At 70.0% G+C, this 18,614-nt stretch carries 21 protein-coding genes; 7 read left to right on the top strand and 14 right to left on the bottom strand.

What is annotated here, in order from left to right:
- Position 1: 1 nt before the first annotated feature.
- On the bottom strand, positions 2-481 hold the full coding sequence (locus ACYVHG_RS11460; protein ID WP_461167560.1) for a DUF3499 domain-containing protein: 480 nt from the start codon (positions 479-481) through the stop codon (positions 2-4).
- Between the two features lie 104 nt (positions 482-585).
- On the opposite strand from ACYVHG_RS11460, the gene ACYVHG_RS11455 reads away from it, so the two are divergent.
- Positions 586-1,089 carry a metallopeptidase family protein gene (locus ACYVHG_RS11455; protein WP_461167559.1) on the top strand — a complete coding sequence of 168 codons (504 nt, stop codon included), beginning with the start codon at positions 586-588 and terminating at the stop codon, positions 1,087-1,089.
- Between the two features lie 19 nt (positions 1,090-1,108).
- Here ACYVHG_RS11455 and ACYVHG_RS11450 read toward each other — a convergent pair whose 3' ends face one another.
- On the bottom strand, positions 1,109-1,477 hold the full coding sequence (locus ACYVHG_RS11450; protein ID WP_461167558.1) for a WhiB family transcriptional regulator: 369 nt from the start codon (positions 1,475-1,477) through the stop codon (positions 1,109-1,111).
- Between the two features lie 208 nt (positions 1,478-1,685).
- On the opposite strand from ACYVHG_RS11450, the gene cofD reads away from it, so the two are divergent.
- The 3 genes from cofD to ACYVHG_RS11435 are packed head-to-tail and all read left to right on the top strand — an operon-like array spanning position 1,686 to position 4,641.
- Entirely contained in the window at positions 1,686-2,699 is a 1,014-nt protein-coding gene (gene cofD / locus ACYVHG_RS11445; RefSeq protein WP_461167557.1) for a 2-phospho-L-lactate transferase, read from the top strand.
- Entirely contained in the window at positions 2,696-4,075 is a 1,380-nt protein-coding gene (locus tag ACYVHG_RS11440) for a coenzyme F420-0:L-glutamate ligase (RefSeq protein ID WP_461167556.1), read from the top strand. Before cofD ends, ACYVHG_RS11440 begins: the two co-directional genes overlap by 4 nt.
- Positions 4,076-4,083: 8 nt before the next feature.
- Positions 4,084-4,641: an NUDIX hydrolase gene (locus tag ACYVHG_RS11435; RefSeq protein WP_461167555.1), complete on the top strand. Its 558-nt coding sequence runs from the start codon at positions 4,084-4,086 to the stop codon at positions 4,639-4,641.
- 37 nt (positions 4,642-4,678) lie between these two features.
- On the opposite strand, the gene glgC is transcribed toward ACYVHG_RS11435, so the two are convergent.
- Entirely contained in the window at positions 4,679-5,896 is a 1,218-nt protein-coding gene (gene glgC / locus ACYVHG_RS11430; protein ID WP_461167554.1) for a glucose-1-phosphate adenylyltransferase, read from the bottom strand.
- Between the two features lie 79 nt (positions 5,897-5,975).
- Here glgC and glgA point away from each other — a divergent pair, with 79 nt between their 5' ends.
- Entirely contained in the window at positions 5,976-7,160 is a 1,185-nt protein-coding gene (glgA, locus tag ACYVHG_RS11425) for a glycogen synthase (RefSeq protein ID WP_461167553.1), read from the top strand.
- Here the strand turns inward: glgA and ACYVHG_RS11420 are convergent.
- The 9 genes from ACYVHG_RS11420 to dapE all read right to left on the bottom strand — a co-directional run bounded on the left by ACYVHG_RS11420 (position 7,138) and on the right by dapE (position 14,797).
- Positions 7,138-8,001 (bottom strand): putative RNA methyltransferase, encoded by an 864-nt coding sequence (locus ACYVHG_RS11420; protein WP_461167552.1) that lies wholly within the window; start codon positions 7,999-8,001, stop codon positions 7,138-7,140. The two genes, glgA and ACYVHG_RS11420, sit on opposite strands and share 23 nt — an antisense overlap.
- Before the next feature lie 74 nt (positions 8,002-8,075).
- Complete coding sequence (locus tag ACYVHG_RS11415; protein ID WP_084611546.1) at positions 8,076-8,243, bottom strand: DUF3117 domain-containing protein; 168 nt, start codon at positions 8,241-8,243, stop codon at positions 8,076-8,078.
- 120 nt (positions 8,244-8,363) lie between these two features.
- Positions 8,364-8,684: a DivIVA domain-containing protein gene (locus ACYVHG_RS11410; protein WP_461167551.1), complete on the bottom strand. Its 321-nt coding sequence runs from the start codon at positions 8,682-8,684 to the stop codon at positions 8,364-8,366.
- Positions 8,685-8,754: 70 nt separating this feature from the next.
- Positions 8,755-9,666, bottom strand: a complete 912-nt coding sequence (locus ACYVHG_RS11405) for a glucosyl-3-phosphoglycerate synthase (protein WP_461167550.1) — start codon at positions 9,664-9,666, stop codon at positions 8,755-8,757.
- Complete coding sequence (folP, locus tag ACYVHG_RS11400) at positions 9,663-10,475, bottom strand: dihydropteroate synthase (protein ID WP_461167654.1); 813 nt, start codon at positions 10,473-10,475, stop codon at positions 9,663-9,665. Before folP ends, ACYVHG_RS11405 begins: the two co-directional genes overlap by 4 nt.
- A gap of 82 nt (positions 10,476-10,557) precedes the next feature.
- Positions 10,558-12,420 (bottom strand): long-chain-acyl-CoA synthetase, encoded by a 1,863-nt coding sequence (locus ACYVHG_RS11395; RefSeq protein ID WP_461167549.1) that lies wholly within the window; start codon positions 12,418-12,420, stop codon positions 10,558-10,560.
- On the bottom strand, positions 12,380-12,928 hold the full coding sequence (locus tag ACYVHG_RS11390; RefSeq protein WP_461167548.1) for an LOG family protein: 549 nt from the start codon (positions 12,926-12,928) through the stop codon (positions 12,380-12,382). Before ACYVHG_RS11390 ends, ACYVHG_RS11395 begins: the two co-directional genes overlap by 41 nt.
- Positions 12,925-13,710 (bottom strand): LOG family protein, encoded by a 786-nt coding sequence (locus ACYVHG_RS11385; RefSeq protein WP_461167547.1) that lies wholly within the window; start codon positions 13,708-13,710, stop codon positions 12,925-12,927. The genes ACYVHG_RS11390 and ACYVHG_RS11385 overlap by 4 nt, the downstream gene beginning before the upstream one ends.
- Before the next feature lie 10 nt (positions 13,711-13,720).
- Positions 13,721-14,797: a succinyl-diaminopimelate desuccinylase gene (gene dapE, locus ACYVHG_RS11380; protein ID WP_461167546.1), complete on the bottom strand. Its 1,077-nt coding sequence runs from the start codon at positions 14,795-14,797 to the stop codon at positions 13,721-13,723.
- A gap of 39 nt (positions 14,798-14,836) precedes the next feature.
- Here dapE and dapD point away from each other — a divergent pair, with 39 nt between their 5' ends.
- Positions 14,837-15,787 (top strand): 2,3,4,5-tetrahydropyridine-2,6-dicarboxylate N-succinyltransferase, encoded by a 951-nt coding sequence (gene dapD / locus ACYVHG_RS11375; protein ID WP_461167545.1) that lies wholly within the window; start codon positions 14,837-14,839, stop codon positions 15,785-15,787.
- A gap of 18 nt (positions 15,788-15,805) precedes the next feature.
- Here dapD and dapC read toward each other — a convergent pair whose 3' ends face one another.
- Together dapC and fdxA are read right to left on the bottom strand one after the other, a co-directional pair.
- Positions 15,806-16,909, bottom strand: coding sequence for a succinyldiaminopimelate transaminase (gene dapC, locus ACYVHG_RS11370; protein WP_461167544.1), 1,104 nt, complete (start codon positions 16,907-16,909; stop codon positions 15,806-15,808).
- Positions 16,910-16,925: 16 nt separating this feature from the next.
- Positions 16,926-17,252: a ferredoxin gene (gene fdxA, locus ACYVHG_RS11365; RefSeq protein ID WP_461167543.1), complete on the bottom strand. Its 327-nt coding sequence runs from the start codon at positions 17,250-17,252 to the stop codon at positions 16,926-16,928.
- A gap of 108 nt (positions 17,253-17,360) precedes the next feature.
- Between fdxA and ACYVHG_RS11360 the strand changes: the two genes are divergently transcribed.
- Positions 17,361-18,578, top strand: a complete 1,218-nt coding sequence (locus ACYVHG_RS11360) for a NupC/NupG family nucleoside CNT transporter (RefSeq protein ID WP_461167542.1) — start codon at positions 17,361-17,363, stop codon at positions 18,576-18,578.
- The last annotated feature ends 36 nt before the right edge of the window (positions 18,579-18,614 follow it).

Raw genomic sequence — 18,614 nt, 5'->3', positions numbered from 1 at the left:
CCTAGTCGACGGGGTCGGGGAGCACCCTCAGGTGCCCGCGGCGGCCCGGCCGTGCGGCGTGCTTGGGACCGGTTGCGGGTGACGGCGGCAGCGCGGGGCCCGCCTGACCGTCCAGGATCGGCCGCATGGCCCCGACCGGGGGCAGGGAGCGCACCGGGGTGTCACCGACGGGCTCGCGGCGCGCGCGGTCGACGGCGTGCGCGCTGCGCTCGCGGACGGTGTCGGCGAGCGCGGTCAGGTCGTCCTCGAGGGCGGTGTTGCCGACCGCGGCGGCGCTGTACGCGGGGAGGTTGCGCAGCATCTCCCAGCCGCGGGGCGCGGTCATGCGGCCGGCGTGGAATTCGCACAGGTCCCACGAGTGCGGCTCACTGGTGGTGCCCAGCGGCCCGAGTACCGCGATCGACTGGTGGTAGTCGTACGTCAGCGTCGCCACGGCGTGGTTGCGGCAACCGGGACGGCAGCACTGACGGACGGGATTCACGTGAAGAAGGGTAACCCGTGGCACGGGAGGCTTCGCCGCCGACACACCGGCCGGCGCTGCACCGCCGGACGACGGCGGGGTGACGGGTCTAGCATGGGGCGATCATGAGAGGCAGGACGGGACCGCTCGATCGCGGTATGCGATTGCGGCGGCGGGTGGCCAGGGACCGCCGCGAACGGGGTCTGCGTGGTCCGCTGGTGCCGCGGGGCCTGCCCGCGCATCGCACGCGGACGCAGGATTTCGACGAGGTGGTGCTGGACGCGTTCGCCGAGATCGATTCGCTCTGGCACGACCGGCTGACGGATCTGGACATCGCCGTCGACGACGTTCCGGGGATCCTCCCCCGCGATCCGGATTCGGTGTCGTGGCCCGAGGAGGTGGAGGCCGACGGTCCGATCCCACTGGCACGCCTGGTTCCGGCGGGGATCGATCGCCGCGGCGATCGCACTCGGGCCCGGTTGATCCTGTTCCGGCGGCCTTTGCAGCGGCGGGCGAAGTCTCAGGCCGATCTACTCGAGGAGATCCTCGCGATCCTGGTGCACCAGATCAGCGAGTACCTCGGAGTGACCGAGGAGATCCTGCTGGCCGGCCCGGATTCAACGGCCTGACACCGTTTCTCGCGGTGGCTCAGACGATGCCGCGCTTGAGCTTGCGGCGCTCGCGCTCGGAGAGCCCGCCCCAGATGCCGAACCGCTCATCCTTGGCCAGGGCGTACTCGAGGCACTCGTTGCGCACCTCGCAGCCCAGGCAGATGCGCTTCGCCTCGCGAGTCGAGCCGCCCTTCTCGGGGAAGAACGCCTCGGGGTCGGTCTGCGAGCACAGGGCCCGGTCCTGCCACTGATCCTCGGTGGCCTCGTAGAGTTCCTCGAAACCCGTGGGCACCAGGCTCAGGTGCGTACGACGGGGTCCACCGGAGAAGCTTCCGAACGGTTCACGATGAGCGTCGATCGTCATCGGCCCGCCTCCCTCGTTGCTTTCGTGGTGTTCGATGGTCATCAAGATGGTCTTCTGATTGGAGATGCGCCCCGCCGCGCTCAATCGCGCTGCACTGAATGACACGGTTGTGATTACACACGTGAACGAGCGCTACGTCAAGCCGAATGGGCAAATCTCCTAATACCACCCCACTGTCCGAAAATCAGACCTCGACACGTGGTTGAGATGTAATCCCCGTCACACCCACCGCGCCGGTAGTCTCGTCCCGGTGAAGGTGACGGTGCTGGTGGGCGGGGTCGGCGGGGCCCGATTCCTGGAGGGCGCTCGGGAACGTTTCGGAATCACCCCGTTCCCGGACGCGGACGGTTCGCCGTCGGGTCCGAACGCCGTGACGGCGGTGGTCAACGTCGGCGACGACGCCTGGATGCACGGTGTGCGGATCTGCCCGGACCTCGACACCTGCATGTACACCCTGGGCGGGGGTATCGACCTCGAACGCGGCTGGGGGCACCGCGGGGAGACCTGGAACGCCAAGGAGGAACTGGCGAAGTACGGCGCGAGCCCGGACTGGTTCGGGCTCGGCGACCGTGATCTGGCCACCCACCTGATCCGCACCCAGATGCTCTCCTCCGGGTACCCGCTGACCGAGGTCACCGCCGCCCTGTGCAACCGGTGGCGCCCCGGTGTGCGGCTGCTGCCGGTGACCGACACCCGGCACGAGACGCACGTGGTGGTGGCGGATCCCGATTCCGCCGACGGCGGCCGGCGGGCGATCCACTTCCAGGAGTGGTGGGTGCGTCACCGCGCCGAGATCGAGACCTTCGGTTTCGCGCAGGTCGGGGGAGGCGACGGCGGCTCCGGCCGGGCGCAGGCCTCGCGGGCTGCGATCGCCGCGATCGAGGACGCCGACGTGGTCTTCCTGGCACCGTCGAACCCGGTGGTCTCGATCGGCGCGATCCTGTCCGTGGGCGGGGTGCGCGCGGCGCTGCGGAACACCACCGCGAAGGTGGTGGGTGTCTCGCCGGTGATCGGCGGAGCTCCGTTGCGCGGTATGGCGGACCGCTGCCTGGACGTGCTCGGCATCGAGACCAGCGCGCAGGCGATCGGTGAGCACTTCGGCGCCCGCAGCGGCAACGGCATCCTGGACGGCTGGCTGGTGGCCTCCGAGGACGAGGGCGTGGCGATCGACGGCCTGGCGGTGGCCTCGGTGCCGCTGGTGATGAGTTCCCCGTCGGCGACCGCCACGATGATCGACGCCGGACTGGAGCTGGTGGGCCTGTGAGCGAGCCCGCGACCGGGGCCCGTCCCGACCGTGACCACGGCGCGGCGTCGCTGCAGATCCTGCCCGTTCTCGGGGTTCCCGAGGTGCGCGCCGGCGATGACGTCGCCGCCCTGATCGCCGCGGCGGCGCCCTGGCTGGCCGACGGTGACGTCGTGGTGATCACCTCGAAGATCTTCTCCAAGGCTCAGGGCCGGGTCCTGCCCGCTCCCGCGGACCCCGAGCAGCGCGACGCCTTCCGTCGCCGCTTGATCGCGCAGGAGTCGGTGCGGGTACTGGCCACCAAGGGCCGTACCTGGATCACCGAGAACCCACTGGGCATCGTGCAGGCGGCGTCCGGGGTGGACGCCTCGAACGTGGCCGCCGATACCGTCGCCCTGCTCCCGGAGGATCCGGACGGCAGTGCCGAGTCGGTCCGGGCGGGCCTCCGGGAGCGACTCGGCACCGATGTCGCGGTGCTGGTCACCGACACCATGGGCCGGGCCTGGCGCACCGGCCAGACCGATGCCGCGATCGGCGCCGCCGGTATCGAGGTGCTGCACGGTTACGGCGGCGCGGTGGACGCCTACGGCAACGACCTGGTGGTCACGGAGATCGCCGTCGCCGATGAGCTGGCGGCAGCGGCCGACCTGGTCAAGGGCAAACTGGGTGGCGTCCCGGTGGCGGTGGTGCGCGGCTTCGGCGTCCGGCGACCGGCGCCCGATTCCGCGCTGGGTACCGCGCGGGCCCTGGTCCGTCCGGGCGAGGACGATCTGTTCCACACCGGCGTGGAGCTCGCGCGCCGGCAGGCGCTGCTGCTGCGGCGCTCGGTGCGGGAGTTCTCCGCCGAGCCGGTGCCCGCCGAGGCGGTGGAGGAATCGGTCGCCGAAGCGCTGACCGCGCCCGCTCCGCACCACACCCATCCGGTGCGGTTCGTGTGGGTGCGTGATCCGCAGCGCCGGCACGACCTGCTGGACGCGATGAAGGACCGCTGGGCGCAGGACCTCGCCGGGGACGGGCGCAGTCCCGAATCGGTGGCCGGGCGGGTCCGGCGCGGGCAGTTGCTCTACGACGCTCCGGAACTGATCCTGCCGTTCATGGTTCCCGACGGTGCCCATCCCTACCCGGACGCCCGGCGCACCGCAGCCGAGGAGACCATGTTCACCGTGGCGGTCGGTGCAGCGGTGCAGTCGCTGCTGGTGGCGCTGGCGGTGCGGGGCATCGGCAGTTGCTGGGTGGGCTCGACGATCTTCGCGGCCGGCACCGTCCGCGACGTCCTGGACCTGCCGGACGAGTTCCGCCCCGCGGGAGCGATCGCCGTCGGATTCCCGGCGGACCCGACCGCACTGTCCGTTCCCCGGCCGCCCCTCGCGCCGGGTGAGATGCTCCTGGAAAGGTAGTCCGGCCCGTGACCTTCGCCTCCCTGCACGCTTCCGCTGTGGACCTGTTGGTGAGGTTCGACGCCCGCACCGACGCCGACGACGCATTGCGCCACACCGTGCTGGCCTTCCTGGACGCCCAGCCCGACGCCTGCGCCCGCGCCAACGTCCCCGGGCACATCACCGCATCGGTGGTGATCCTGAACGAGACGCGCAGCCACGTGGTGCTCACCCACCATCCGCGGGTGGGTGAATGGCTACAGCTCGGCGGGCACTGCGAGGACTCCGATCCGACGGTGGCCGCCGCCGCGATGCGGGAGGGTCACGAGGAGTCCGGCCTGGCCGGCCTGGTGCTCGACGCCGATCTGCTGACCCTGCACACCCACCCGATCACCTGTTCACTGGGCGTGCCCACCCGGCATCTGGACCTGCGGTTCCGGGCCTTCGCGGTGGGCGCCGGGACACCGGAACTGGCGATCAGCGACGAGTCGAACGATCTGCGTTGGTGGCCGGTCGACGCGCTCCCCGAGTCCGCGGAGCGCACCACCGTCGCGCACCAGGTGCGCGCGGCCCTGGCCCGCGGCTGACGCGGCGGAGCCGGTCCACCGGAAGCAGAAGTCGGCCTCAGCCGATCCGGACGCCCTTGCCGACGGTGACCACCCCACCGGAGGAGACGTCGAACCGCTCCCGCTCGCGTTCGAGGTTCACCCCGAGGATCTCCCCGCGCCCGACCACCACGTTCTTGTCCAGGATGGCCCGCCGCACCACGGCGCCGGCCTCGATCCTCACCCCGGGCATGAGCACCGAACCCTCGACCGTGGCACCGTCGCCGATGGTCACATTGGCGCCGATCACCGAGTTGCGCACGGTCGCTCCGGAGATGATGCTGCCCGCCCCCACCATGGACTCCTGTGCCAGGCCGCCGCGGGCGAACTTCGCCGGCGGGAGGTTCTCGTTCTCGCAGCGGATCGGCCACTGCCGGTTGTAGAGGTTGAAGATCGGGTACACCGAGACCAGGTCCATGTGGGCGTCGTAGAAGGCGTCGATGGTGCCCACGTCACGCCAGTACCCGGCATCACGTTCGGTCTGTCCCGGCACCCGGTTGTCGCTGAAGTCGTAGACCGCCGCGTCGCCCGCGCCGACGAACGCCGGAATGATGTCACCGCCCATGTCGTGATCGGAGTCGGGGTTCTCCGCGTCGGCGATGATCGCCTCGACCAGCGCCTTGCGACTGAACACGTAGTTGCCCATCGACGCGAAGGTCACGTCCGGGTCGTCCGGGGTGCCCGGCGGATCGGCGGGCTTCTCCAGGAACCGGGTGATCCGCCCGGCGTCGTCGGCGTCGATGCAGCCGAAGGCCTTCGCCTCCTCGCGCGGTACCCGGATGCCCGCCACCGTCACCCCCGCCCCGGATTCGATGTGCGCCTGCACCATCTGCGCGGGGTCCATCCGGTACACGTGATCGGCACCGAAGACCACGATGTAGTCGGGATCGTCGTCCTCGATCAGGTTCATGGACTGGTAGATCGCATCGGCGCTGCCGGTGAACCAGCGCTTGCCCACCCGCTGCTGTGCGGGCACCGGGGTGATGTACTCACCGCGGAAGCCGAACATGCGCCAGGTCTGGCTGATGTGCCGGTCCAGGGAGTGCGACTTGTACTGGGTGAGCACGCACAGGCGTTGAAAACCAGCGTTCACCAGGTTCGAGAGCACGAAGTCGATGAGCCGGTACGAGCCGGCGAAGGGCACCGCCGGTTTCGCCCGATCGACGGTCAGCGGGTACAGGCGCTTGCCCTCACCGCCGGCGAGGACGATTCCCAGAACACGGGGCTGGTTGCTCACGGCTCCACGCTAACCCCGGTGCGGGCACCCGTGCAGCGTTCTGCCTGCGCAGCACCGGCCGACGTTCTAGCGTTGTGCCATGCGGGTCGCGATGATGACACGGGAGTACCCACCGGAGATCTACGGTGGCGCCGGTGTGCACGTCGGCGAACTCGTGCCGCGGCTGCGCACCCTGTGCGAGGTGGACGTGCACTGCATGGGCGCTCCCCGCCCGGACGCCGCTGGCGTCACCGTCTCGGCGCCGGACCCCGGATTGGCGGGCGCGAACACGGCCCTGCAGATGTTCTCCACCGACCTGCGCATGGCGGCCCTGACCGGCGGGGCCGACGTGGTGCACAGCCACACCTGGTACACCGGTCTCGCCGGGCACCTGGCGGGGCAGTTGCACGGGGTCCCGCACGTGCTGACCGCGCACTCGCTCGAACCCCGCCGTCCGTGGAAGGCCGAACAACTCGGCGGCGGCTACCGGCTCTCCAGTTGGGCCGAACGCAATGCGGTCGAGTACGCCGACGCGGTGATCGCCGTGAGCCGGGGCATGGCCGACGACGTTCTCGACGCCTACCCGCGTCTCGATCCGAACCGGGTCCACGTGGTACGCAACGGGATAGACACCGAGGTGTGGTATCCGTCGGCCACCTTCGGTGAGGATTCGCCGCTGGCTCGCCTCGGCGTCGACCCGGATCGGCCGATCGTCGCCTTCGTCGGCCGGATCACGCGGCAGAAGGGGGTGCGGCACCTGGTGGCGGCGGCGCACCGGTTCTCCCCCGGTGTGCAGCTCGTGCTCTGCGCCGGCGCCCCGGACACCCCGGAGATCGCCGCCGAGACCGCGGACGCCGTGGCCGCACTCGCGCAGGCGCGCGAGGGCGTGCACTGGATACAGGAGATGCTGCCCACCGCGATGGTCCGCGAGATCCTCAGCGCGGCCACGGTGTTCGTCTGCCCGTCGGTGTACGAGCCGTTGGGGATCGTCAATCTGGAGGCGATGGCCTGCGGCACCGCGGTGGTCGCCTCAAACGTCGGCGGTATCCCTGAGGTGGTGGTCGAGGGCACCGGAACGCTGGTGCACTACGACCGGTCCGACGCCGCCGGATTCGAGGCGGCCCTGGCCGCGGCGGTGAACGCGTTGTGCGCGAACCCGGACCTGGCCGCCGACTACGGCCGGGCCGGGCGGGAGCGGGCGATCTCCGAATTCAGCTGGGAGAGCGTGGCCGCGCAGACGGTGCAGGTGTACCGGGAGGCGATCACCGCACGCGGTACACGCTGACAGTGCCCGAGGCCGTCACCGCGACGGTGCCGTCGCCGGTGAGCCGCTCGATCTGCGCCGCCCGCTGCTCGGCGGAGCCGTGGTGGGCGCTCGGCCCCATCGCGACGAGGTCGGAGACCGCGTCCGCGCTCAGGTCCATCAGCCATTCGTGCTGATCGCGGGCGAGCAGCTGGAAGTTGCGCAGCGCACCGTCGAGCCGGGCCACCTTGCCCTCCTCCACCGAGATCATGCCCAGCGGCTGCACCAACTCGCGCAGGTGCCGCGGCCCGGGAGTGAGCACCACCAGCAGCCCGCCGGGCGGCAGGATCCGCGCGAACTCGGCGGCATTGCGGGGCGCGAACACCGACAGCACGGCAGCCACCGCCCCGTCCGCGACGGGGAGCCGGCCCCAGCCGTTCGCGACCACCGAGCCGATGGACGGTCCTCGACGGGCGGTGCGCCGGGCGGCGGGTTTCGACAGATCGAGCCCCACCCCGGTGCCGCCTCGGGCGTCGACGGCGCGCGCGAGGTAGGTGCCCTCACCGGCTCCGCAGTCCAGGATCGGTCCGGGTGCGGTGAGGTCGGCGGTGGCCGCGGCGACGGCGGCGTGGAAGCGTTCGAAGTGGCCGGTCGCGAAGAACCGTTCGCGGGCGGCGATCATCGGGGCGTCGTCGGCGATCAGGCCACGGCCGTCACCGGAGAGCAGGGAGACGTAGCCCTGCCGGGCGACGTCGAAGCCGTGGCCGCGCGCGCAGAGCAGGGCGGCGGTGTCGGTATCGGTGTCGGCGTCGAATCCACTACCGCAGTGCGGACAGGCGAGCGCGGGGAGCACCGCGGTCAAACCGGGCGGGATGCCGGCCATGGATCACCCCCGAACAGCGGAGGTCCCGTGCGGCGCCGCGCCACACGGGACCTCGACGGACGAAGCGACGAGCGTCAGGCGGTGACGCCGCGCAGTTCCTCCCCGAGTGCGGCGGCCTCGTCCGGCGTGAGCTCGACCACGAGACGCCCACCACCCTCCAGGGGTACCCGCATCACGATGCCGCGCCCCTCCTTGGTCGCTTCCAAGGGGCCGTCCCCCGTACGTGGCTTCATCGCCGCCATCCGCTGCTCCCTTCAGATACGTCACTCGAACCGGGCGTGCCCGAACCGAGTCCGCTGTTCATTCTAGCTTGTGCGCTGCAACGATCACCGCGGACTACCGGCAACGAACGGCCCGTCCGGCTAGTCCGTCGCGGTCGAGCCGTCGGCGCGGGCCGGGGCGGGCTCCTGCTCGGTGGCCAGACGTGTGCGCAGCACATCGATTTCGCGGGCGAGCCGTTCCAGCGCCCAGTCGACCTCCGCGGGCTTGTACCCGCGTACCACCTGCTGGAATCGCAAGCCGCGCACATCCGCTCCGGTGACGTCCTCGGCGGGGAGCACGGTGGGGGTGGCGCCGGTCTCCAGCGGTGGGGTGTCCTCGCCCCGGCCGAAGACCAGTGCGGCCACGCCGTACAGGACCGCGGCGACGGCCAGCAGACCCAGGACGTACAGCACGATCACCATGAACCCATCATGCCCGAAAGCCGCGTCCGGCGGGGGCGCGCGCCCGGGCGCCTCCGCCGAATACCCGCCGTCACCGCCGGAGGGAATCCACCGGCGGCCGGTCCGCGACGTACAGATCCGTCGTGACCTCGGTGAACCGGTCCTCGGGCCCCGGCTCCACCAGGTACTGGGTGATACCGGCACCGGAATCGGCGACGCCGCAGCGCCGCAGCGCGGTTGCCATGATCTGCCGGCTCATCACCCCCAGGTCCCGCAGATCGCGGTTGCGGTGCTTGCGCACGGACAGGTTCACCTGAGCGATACCGCCCATCCCGTACCGGGACTCGGCGTCCAGCAACAGGCCGATCTCCACACCGTAACCCGGCGCGAAGGGCACCGACGCCAGGAACTCCCGGGTACCCGCGTACTCCCCGCCCAGCGGCTGCAGTACCGCGCGCAGCGACGGCCGCAGTGCCGCCAGCAGCGGTCGCGCCACCAGCTCGGTCACCCGCCCGCCGCCGGTCGGATCCTCCCCCGCCCGGAACACCCGCAGCGGACGCCGGTAGTAGGCCTTCACCAGGTGCACACCGGGGTGCAGCAGCATCGGACCGAGCAACCGCGGTACGTAGCGCGGGTCCGGATCGATCAGGTCGGAATCGACGAAGGCGATCAGGTCGCCCGACGATGCCGCCACCCCACGCCAGAGCGCCTCCCCCTTCCCGGGGACCGGCGGCAGGTGCGGGATCGCCTCCTCGCGGGAGATCACGGTCGCGCCCGCTGCGCGGGCCCGCTCGGCGGTGGCGTCGGTGGATCCTGAGTCCAGCACGATCAGCTCGTCCACGAGTGTCCCCAGCAACGGCGCGATCGTCTCGACCACGGCGCCGACGGTGTCCTGCTCGTTCAGTGCCGGTAGCACCACCGACACCGTGCGGCCGTTCTTGGCCGCCACCAGCTCATCGACGGTCCAGCCGGGTTCCTCGAAGAACCTGTGCGCGGTACTCACGCCAGCCCTCGCACCGACCGCGCCGGCGGGCGGCCCCCGTCGATCGAGGCCACCATCTCCACCACCCGGCGGGTGTCGGCCACCTGGTGCACCCGGAACACCCGGGCGCCGGTGTGCGCGGCCAGAGCCGTCGCGGCGAGCGTCCCCGCGACCCGCTCCTGCAGACCCGCGTCCAGGGTCTCACCGATGAAGTCCTTGTTGGACAGTGCCATCAGCACCGGCCAGCCGGTCCCGACCAGTTCGTCCAGGTGCCGCAGGAGCGCCAGCCCGTGGTGGGTGTTCTTCCCGAAGTCGTGGGTCGGGTCGATCAGGATTCCGTCCTCGCGCACTCCCGCGGCGTAGGCGGCTTCCGCAGCGGCGGTCAGGCTCTCCCGCACCTGGGTGACCAGGTCCGGGTAGCGCACCCGGAACGGGCGGGTGCGCGGTACCGCTCCGCCGGTGTGCGAGCAGACCAGCCCCGCACCGGTCGCGGCGGCCACCAGCGGCAGGTCCGGGTCCGCACCGGCCCAGGTGTCGTTGATCAGGTCGGCTCCGGCATCGACGGCGGCTTCGGCGACCGCGGCGCGCCAGGTGTCCACGCTGATCAGCAGCTGCGGATACGCCTCCCGCAGTTCCGCGATGAACGGTACCGTCCGGGCGATCTCCTCACCGGTGTCCACCGTCTGGCCGGGGCCCGCCTTCACGCCGCCCACGTCCACGATGTCGGCGCCCTCTGCGACCGCGGCGTGCACCCGTGCCAGCGCCGCCTCGACGGCGAAATGCTCTCCGCGGTCGTAGAACGAGTCGGGTGTGCGGTTGATGATCGCCATCACCAGCGCCCGGTCCACCGGTACCGGGCGTCCGCACAGGGTGGGCCGCACCGGACCGGGACCGGCGGATCCCGCGTTCACGCTAATTCCGCAGGTCCGGGACCTTGGCGGCCGCGACATCGGCCGGGTACTCGGAGTACGCCGGGATGTAACCCTCGGAGCCACCGACGAAGACGTACAGCGGATCGTCACCGGTCTCCTCGAATCCCTGGTCCCGCAGCTCGCCCTTGAGACTCTTGAAGGTCGAGGTCAGCTCCAGACCGGGGACCACCCGCACGTACAGCGGGATCGCGTAGCCGGGCAGGTGCTCGCGCAGCGTCTTCGCCAGTGCCGCACCGTCGAACGAGGCGCCCTCGGCGAGGGTGACGGCGGCCATGCCGGCCTTGCCGTCCGCGCCGGGTACCGCGACGCCGTAGACGATCGAGGACTCGACCAGCTCGCTGGAACCGATGGCGCCCTCCACCTCGGTGGTCGCGACGTTCTCCCCCTTCCAGCGGAAGGTGTCGCCGAGGCGGTCGACGAAGGCGATGTGCCACCAGCCCTGATTGGTGACCACGTCACCGGTGTTGAGCCACACATCGCCGGCTTTGAAGGCGTCGCGGATCAGCTTGGCGTCGTTGGCCTTTCCGTCGGTGTAACCGTCGAACGGCGCCGATCGGGTGACCTTCGACAGCAGCAGGCCGTTCTCGCCGCGCCCCACCTTCTTGATCTTGCCGCGTTCGTCCCGCAGCGGCCCGGCGGTGTCCAGGTCGTACTCCACCACCGCGTGCGGCAACGGGCACATGCCCACGGTCGCCTCCACGTTGAAGACGTTGACGAAGGCGATGTTGGTCTCGCTGGCGGCGTAGAACTCCATGATCCGCTCGACCCCGAAGCGCTGCTGGAAGTCCCGCCAGATCTCCGGGCGCATTCCGTTGCCCACGGCCACCCGAATGGTGTTCGAGCGATCGTCCGGAGAGGCGGGACGGCCCATCAGGTACCGGCAGATCTCACCGATGTAGATGAACATGGTGGCCGAGTTCTGGTTCGCCTCCTCCCAGAACCTCGACGCGGAGAACTTCCGGCCGATCGCGAGCGTGGCACCGGAGACCAGCACCGAGCCGAGCGCCACCAGTGCAGCGTTGTTGTGGTACAGCGGAAGTGGGCAGTACATGACGTCGTCGGAACGCATCCGCACGGCGGTGGCCCCGAACCCGGACATGCCCTTGAGCCACCGGTAGTGGGTCATGATCGACGCCTTCGGCATGCCGGTGGTGCCGGAGGTGAACACGTAGAACGCCCGGGTGCTCGCCGGCAGGGTGGCGGTCACCTCCGGGTTCTCGGTGGCCGCGGGATCCTCTGCGCGGATCGCCCGGGCCTGCTCGGCGAGCGCGTCGAGCGTCAGCAGTACGCCGTCGGCCGGACGGTCGGCCCGATCGACCGAGTCGAAGGCCTCGAGGTTCTCCTGGTCGGTGACGATGGTGCCGGTGTCGAGGATCTTGAGGCTGTGCGCGAGCACGGCTCCGCGCTGGTTGTAGTTCACCAGTCCGGCCGTGGCGCCGACCTTCACGATGGCCAGCATCACCAGCACCATCTGCGGATGGTTGTGCATCACCACACCCACCACATCGCCCACCTTCACGCCGCGCTGCAACAGCACCCGGGCGTAGGTGTTGACGGTGGCATTGGCCTCGCCGTAGCTGATGCTCTCGCCCTGGAAGCGGAGGAAGTCACGAGAGGGGTGCTGGGCGGCGCGCTTCTGGAAGACGGTGCCGACCGTCTCCTTGGTCTTCTGCGTGCGCAGCAGGACCGAGGGCCCTTCCTTGATCAACAGTGGCAGGTCCGGAACGATCTTGCCGAGACCCTTGGCCAGGTCACCGACGCCGATGGTGCTGTTCTTCTCGGATGCGCTCACAGCGGCGAGCCTACCGTGAGGCCGCGCCGGCCCGGCAGGCGTCGAGGGCATCGGCGACCGTGCTCGCGCGGTGCAACGTGGCCAGCGCGGCGTCACCGACGAAGCCGCGGGCCTTGAGGTCGTCGATCCAGTTCAGCAGCGGGGCATAGAAGCCGTCGTGGTCCAGCACGACCACCGGTTTGTCGTGCATGGACAGATAACCGGCGGTCCACGCCTCGAAGAACTCCTCCAGCGTGCCGACCCCACCGGGCAGCACCAGGAAGGCCTCGGCGTTGTCGTCCATCAGTTGCTTGCGCTCGCGCATGGTGTCCACCACCAGCAGCTCGTCGGCGCCGTGATCGGCGATCTCCCGGTCCACCAGGGACACCGGGATCACCCCGAGGGTGCGCGCCCCGCCGGCGCGCGCCGCCTCGGCGACCGCGCCCATCATCGATACGTGCCCGCCGCCCCAGACCAGCGAGTCACCGCCGGCCGCGATCCCCCGGCCCACCTCCGCGGCGAGCTCGGAGAACTCGGCGGCGACGGGGCGGGAGGCGCAGAACACCGCGATGGCGGTCATGTCGGATCCACCGGGGAGGCGTCGGCCTCCCGCTGGGCGTCGGCGCTGCGGATGATCTCGACGGCCTCGCTCACCGAATCGGTCACCGTCAGCAGCGCGGCGTCGGCGGGTGCCGCCATGCCCCGCGCGACCAGCGTCGACTCGATCCAGTCCACCAGGCCGCCCCAGTACTGCGAGCCGAGCAGCACGATCGGGAACCGGGTCACCTTGCCGGTCTGCACCAGCGTCAGCGCCTCGAACAGCTCGTCCAGGGTGCCGAATCCGCCGGGCAGGCACACGAAGGCCTGCGCGTACTTGACGAACATGGTCTTGCGGACGAAGAAGTACCGGAAGTTGATTCCCAGGTCCACCCAGTCGTTGAGACCCTGCTCGAAGGGCAGTTCGATGCCCAGCCCCACCGAGAGACCGCCGGCGTCCTTGGCACCGCGGTTCGCGGCCTCCATCGCGCCCGGCCCGCCGCCGGTGATCACCGCGTACCCGGCATCGGCGAGCGCGGCACCGAGTTCTCGCCCGATGGCGTACTCCGGTGAGTCGCGCTGCAGCCGTGCCGAACCGAAGACGGTCACCGCGTTCGGCAACTCGGCGAGCGTGCCGAAGCCCTCGACGAACTCGGCCTGGATCCGCATCACCCGCCACGGGTCGCGGTGCAGCCAGTCCGCCGAATCGGCGTTCGCCAGCAGGCGTTGATCGGTGGTCGACGATTCCGCGGCGACCGCACCCTGTACCCGGACCGGTCCGCGGTAGCGCAGGTGCTGGTCCCGTTCGCTGTTCTCCGCTGGCATGCCGCTCAACCTAGCCTGCGAGGAACAGTCGCAGAACGTCGGCCACTTCGGTGATCTGCCTGATTTCCACCTGTTCATCCCGTTTGTGGGCGAAATTCGGGTCCCCCGGACCGAAGTTCACCGCAGGTATCCCCAGCGCCGCGAAACGGGAGACGTCGGTCCAGCCGTACTTGGCGCGGAACCGTCCACCGGCCGCCCGCACCAGTTCCGCCGCCGCGGGCGCTTGCAGCCCGGGCAGTGCTCCGGGGGCGGCGTCGGTGACTTCCAGTTGGAGCTCGCCGTCGGCGATCGGTCCGGCGAGGGTGGTGCGCACGTGATCGACGGCCTGCTCGACACTGCGATCCGGTGCGAACCGGAAGTTGATGTCCACGAAGGCCTCGTCCGGGATGACGTTCCCGGCAACTCCACCCTCGATCCGCACCGCGGACAGGCCCTCCCGGTACTGGCATCCGTCGATGTCCACGGTGCGCGGGCGGTAGTCCTGCAGTGCGGTGAGCACCGGACCGAGTTTGTGGATCGCATTGTCGCCCAGCCAGGATCGGGCGCTGTGCGCCCGGGTGCCGCCGGCGGTGATCCGCACCCGGATGGTGCCCTGGCAGCCCGCCTCGATCAAGCCGCCGGACGGCTCTCCGAGGATCGCGACGTCGCCGCGGAGCCACTGCGGCAGCTCGCGCTCGATCCGGCCGAGGCCGTTGAACTGCGAGGCGATCTCCTCGCACTCGTAGAAGATCAGTGTCAGGTCGTACGCCGGCTCGGCCAGGGTGGCGGCCAGGTGCAGGAAGACCGCATCGCCGCTCTTCATGTCGACGGTGCCGCAGCCGTGCAGGATTCCCCCCTCCAGGCGGCTGGGAACGTTGTCGGCGATCGGGACGGTGTCGAGATGACCGGCGAGGATCACCCGCCGCGACAGGCCGCGGTCGGTGCGGGCGAGGACGTTGTTGCCCACCCGCAGCACCTCGAACCGGCCGAGCCCGCGGAGGGCGGCTTCGACCTCGTCGGCGAGGTGCTGCTCGTCGTGGCTCACGCTGGGGATGTCCACCAGCGCGGCGGTCAACTCGATCGGGTCCGCAGCGATGTTCAGAGTCACCCCTGCAGGGTATCGCCCGCGGTCGGTACCCTGATCGGCGTGACGAATCGTGGAGCGAAGGCGTACGGACTGGCCACCATCACCGACGACGGGACGGTGCTCGACACCTGGTACCCCGCGCCGGAGCTGACCGAGGGCGGCGCATCCGCCGGCTCGGAAGCGGATCCGGCGGACGCACCGGCCGAGCTGACGGCGCTCGCCGGGACCGACGCGGACCGCAAGGTGCGCACCGTCGTGGTGCGGACCACGATCGCCGATCTGTCGCAGGCCCCCGTCGACGCGCACGACGTGTACCTGCGCCTGCACCTGCTCAGCCACCGTCTGGTGCAGCCGCACGGCCTGAGCCTCGAGGGCCAGTTCGGGCTGCTCGCGAACGTGGTGTGGACCAACTTCGGCCCCTGCTCCCCCGTCGGTTTCGAGTTGGTCCGGGCCGCCCTGCGCAAGCGCGGCACCGTCACCGTGTACTCGCTGGACAAATTCCCGCGCATGGTGGACTACGTACTGCCCACCGGGGTGCGGATCGGTGACGCCGACCGGGTTCGCCTGGGCGCGCATCTCGCCGAGGGCACCACCGTGATGCACGAGGGCTTCGTGAACTTCAACGCCGGCACGCTCGGCACCGCGATGGTCGAGGGCCGGATCTCCGCCGGTGTCGTCGTGGGCGATCACTCCGATGTGGGCGGCGGGGCGTCCACCATGGGCACGCTCTCGGGCGGCGGCAAGGAGATCATCTCCCTCGGTCAGCGCTGCCTGCTGGGCGCGAACTCCGGCCTGGGCATCCCCCTCGGCGATGACTGCGTCCTGGAGGCCGGGCTGTACCTGACCGCGGGCACCAAGGTCACCGGGCCGGACGGCACCCAGGTCAAGGCCCGCGAGCTGGCCGGCCGCAGCAACATGCTCTTCCGCCGGAACTCGGTGAGCGGCGCCGTCGAGGTGGTGCCCTTCAAGAGTGAGGGCGTCGAGCTCAACGCCGCCCTGCACAAGAACTGACCCGCCCGGACGGGCGGATCAGCCGGCCAGCCGCTGCGCCGCGGCCGCGATCCGCTCGTCCGTGGCGGTCATGGCGATCCGCACGTGCCGGGCCCCGTGCGGGCCGTAGAACTCGCCGGGCGCGACCAGGATGCCGCGGTCGGCGAACCAGTCCACGGTGTCCCGGCACGGCTCGCCGCGGGTGGACCACAGGTACAGCCCGGCCTCGGAATGGTCCACGGTGAAACCGGCACCGCGGACCGCGTCCAGCAGCGCCGCCCTGCGGGTGGCGTAACGCTCGCGTTGCTCCGCCTCGTGCTCGTCCACCGACAGCGCGTACGTCATCGCCGCCTGCACCGGGAACGGGACGATCGCACCGGCGTGCTTGCGGACCGCCGCGAGCTCGGCGATCAGCGCCGGATCACCGGCGAGGAAACCGGCGCGATAGGAGGCCAGGTTGGAGGTCTTCGACAGCGAGTGGATCGCCAGCAGCCCCGTCGGGTCACCGTCGCACACCCGCGGGTCCAGCACGGACACCGGCTCGGCCTCCCAGGCCAGTCCCAGGTAGCACTCGTCGGAGGCGACGATGGTGCCGCGCTCGCGGGCCCACTGCACCACCTTGCGCAGGTGATCGACACCGAGCACCTTGCCCGTGGGATTGGACGGCGAGTTCACGAAGATGAGCGCCGGCCGCTGCGGACCGAGCTGGGCGGTACCGTCGGCGCGTACCGGCTGCGCCCCGGCCAGCAGTGCACCCACCTCGTACGTGGGGTAGGCGACCTCGGGGATCACCACCACGTCGGACGGTCCCAGGCCGAGGGTCGACGGCAGCTGCGCGATGACCTCCTTGGTACCGATCACCGGCAGGATCGCGTCCGGACCGAGTGCGACGGTGCCGTAGCGCCGGTGCAGTGCGGCTGCCGCCGCCGCACGCAGTTCGGCGGTGCCGATGGTCGCCGGGTAGCCGGGGAACCGGGAACCGTCGTACAGCGCCTGACGGATCGGCTCGGCCACCGGATCCACCGGAGTACCGACCGAGAGGTCGACGATCCCGTCGAGATGCGCCGCGGCGCGTTCCTTCGCACCGGCCAGGGTGTCCCAGGGGAAATCCGGCAACCGGGAGGCCGGCGAGATGCGACTCATGCGGTCCACGCCGCCGTCAGTGCTCGGTGTTCATCGGGGGCAGTGCCTTGACGAACGGGTGATCGTGATCGATCTTCCCCTGCTTCGCGGCGCCGCCGGGCGAGCCGATCTCGTCGAAGAAGTCGATGTTCGCGCTCACGTACTCGGCCCACTCGTCGGGGACGTCGTCCTCGTAGAAGATGGCCTCGACCGGGCACACCGGCTCGCACGCGCCGCAGTCGACGCATTCATCGGGCTGGATGTACAGCATCCGGTTGCCCTCGTAGATACAGTCGACAGGGCACTCCTCGATACACGCCTTGTCGAGCACATCCACACAGGGCTCTGCGATGGTGTACGTCACCTGTCATCTCCTTCGCACCGACGGATTCCACCGGTCATTATTCCGCGCGGGCACCGGCTCCCGCTAAGAAGTGTCGCCTAACCCGCAATCATGTGCTTTCATTCACCGGTGCACGTAATCGTCGGTGTGTTCGGTCTGCTGGTATTCCTGCTTCTCGCGTTCCTGCCCACGCGGAACTTCGGCCTGCTCAAGAAGAAGGCGCCGTACATCCTGGGCATGCTCGCGATCCAGTTCGTGCTGGGCCTGGTGATGCTCAAGACACCGGTCGGCAAGTTCGTGATCGACAAGCTGGCGGCGGCGTTCAAGACACTGCTCGGATACGCCCACGAGGGCTCGTCGTTCGTCTTCGGCGGCCTCGTCGACTTCAAGACCAACCCCGATGGTATCGGCCCGTTCTTCATGAACGTACTGCTGCCGATCATCGTGGTGTCCTCGCTGATCGGCATCCTGCAGTTCCTCAAGGTGCTGCCGCTGATCATCAAGTACCTGGGCCTGGTGCTCTCGAAGGTCACCGGCATGCCGAAGCTGGAGTCGTTCAACTCGGTGAGCTCGGCGATCATCGGGCAGTCGGAGAACTTCATCGCGATCAAGAAGATCCTGCCGACGCTGCCGCCGAACCGGCTGTACACGCTCTCCGCCTCGGCGATGTCCACGGTGTCGATGTCGATCGTCGGCTCGTACATGGTGATGATCCAGCCGAAGTACGTGGTGGCGGCGATCGTGCTGAACCTGTTCGGCGCGTTCATCGTGGTCTCGCTGCTCACCCCGTACGAGATCGCACCGGAGGACGACGTCTTCGCCGCGCCGGAGCAGAAGAAGCAGTCCTTCTTCGAGATGCTCGGCGAGTACATCATGGACGGTGCGAAGGTCGCCCTGACGGTGGCGGCCATGCTGATCGGCTTCGTCGCGTTGATCGCGCTGGTCAACGGGATCTTCGCGGCGATCTTCAACGGCACCACCTTCCAGGTGGTGCTCGGGCACGTGTTCGCACCGCTGGCCTGGCTGACCGGTGTGCCGTGGGCCGAGTGCGTGCAGGCCGGACAGATCATGGCCACCAAGGTGGTCACCAACGAGTTCGTGGCCATGCTCTCGTTCACCTCGCAGAACCCGGGTGGTGCGGTGCAGATGAGTGAGCGCGCCACCGCGATCGTGCAGACCTTCCTGGTCTCGTTCGCGAACTTCAGCTCGATCGGCATCATCGCCGGCGCCGCGAAGTCGCTGGCCCCGGACCAGGGTGATCAGATCGCCAAGTTCGGGCTCAAGCTGCTCTACGGCGCCACCCTGGTCTCGTTCATCTCCGCCACCGTGGTGGGCCTGATCTCCTGACCCGTTCAGAAACCGGGCTCCTGTTCGGCCGCGCCG

It is taken from the genome of Tsukamurella serpentis, assembly GCF_054780975.1.
Note: the sequence above shows the minus strand (reverse complement) of the source record. Positions and strands in the feature narration are given on the sequence as shown.

What these genes read in the sequence shown, in the direction of transcription:
- folP (WP_461167654.1), bottom strand. Translation starts at nt 10,475, where the DNA reads ATGGCGATCATCAACCGCACACCCGACTCGTTCTACGACCGCGGAGAG.
- glgA (WP_461167553.1), top strand. Translation starts at nt 5,976, where the DNA reads ATGCGGGTCGCGATGATGACACGGGAGTACCCACCGGAGATCTACGGT.
- ACYVHG_RS11410 (WP_461167551.1), bottom strand. Translation starts at nt 8,684, where the DNA reads ATGGTGATCGTGCTGTACGTCCTGGGTCTGCTGGCCGTCGCCGCGGTC.
- ACYVHG_RS11395 (WP_461167549.1), bottom strand. Translation starts at nt 12,420, where the DNA reads ATGCCCTCGACGCCTGCCGGGCCGGCGCGGCCTCACGGTAGGCTCGCC.
- ACYVHG_RS11455 (WP_461167559.1), top strand. Translation starts at nt 586, where the DNA reads ATGAGAGGCAGGACGGGACCGCTCGATCGCGGTATGCGATTGCGGCGG.
- dapC (WP_461167544.1), bottom strand. Translation starts at nt 16,909, where the DNA reads ATGAGTCGCATCTCGCCGGCCTCCCGGTTGCCGGATTTCCCCTGGGAC.
- ACYVHG_RS11390 (WP_461167548.1), bottom strand. Translation starts at nt 12,928, where the DNA reads ATGACCGCCATCGCGGTGTTCTGCGCCTCCCGCCCCGTCGCCGCCGAG.
- ACYVHG_RS11420 (WP_461167552.1), bottom strand. Translation starts at nt 8,001, where the DNA reads ATGGCCGGCATCCCGCCCGGTTTGACCGCGGTGCTCCCCGCGCTCGCC.
- ACYVHG_RS11385 (WP_461167547.1), bottom strand. Translation starts at nt 13,710, where the DNA reads ATGCCAGCGGAGAACAGCGAACGGGACCAGCACCTGCGCTACCGCGGA.
- ACYVHG_RS11415 (WP_084611546.1), bottom strand. Translation starts at nt 8,243, where the DNA reads ATGGCGGCGATGAAGCCACGTACGGGGGACGGCCCCTTGGAAGCGACC.
- ACYVHG_RS11450 (WP_461167558.1), bottom strand. Translation starts at nt 1,477, where the DNA reads ATGACCATCGAACACCACGAAAGCAACGAGGGAGGCGGGCCGATGACG.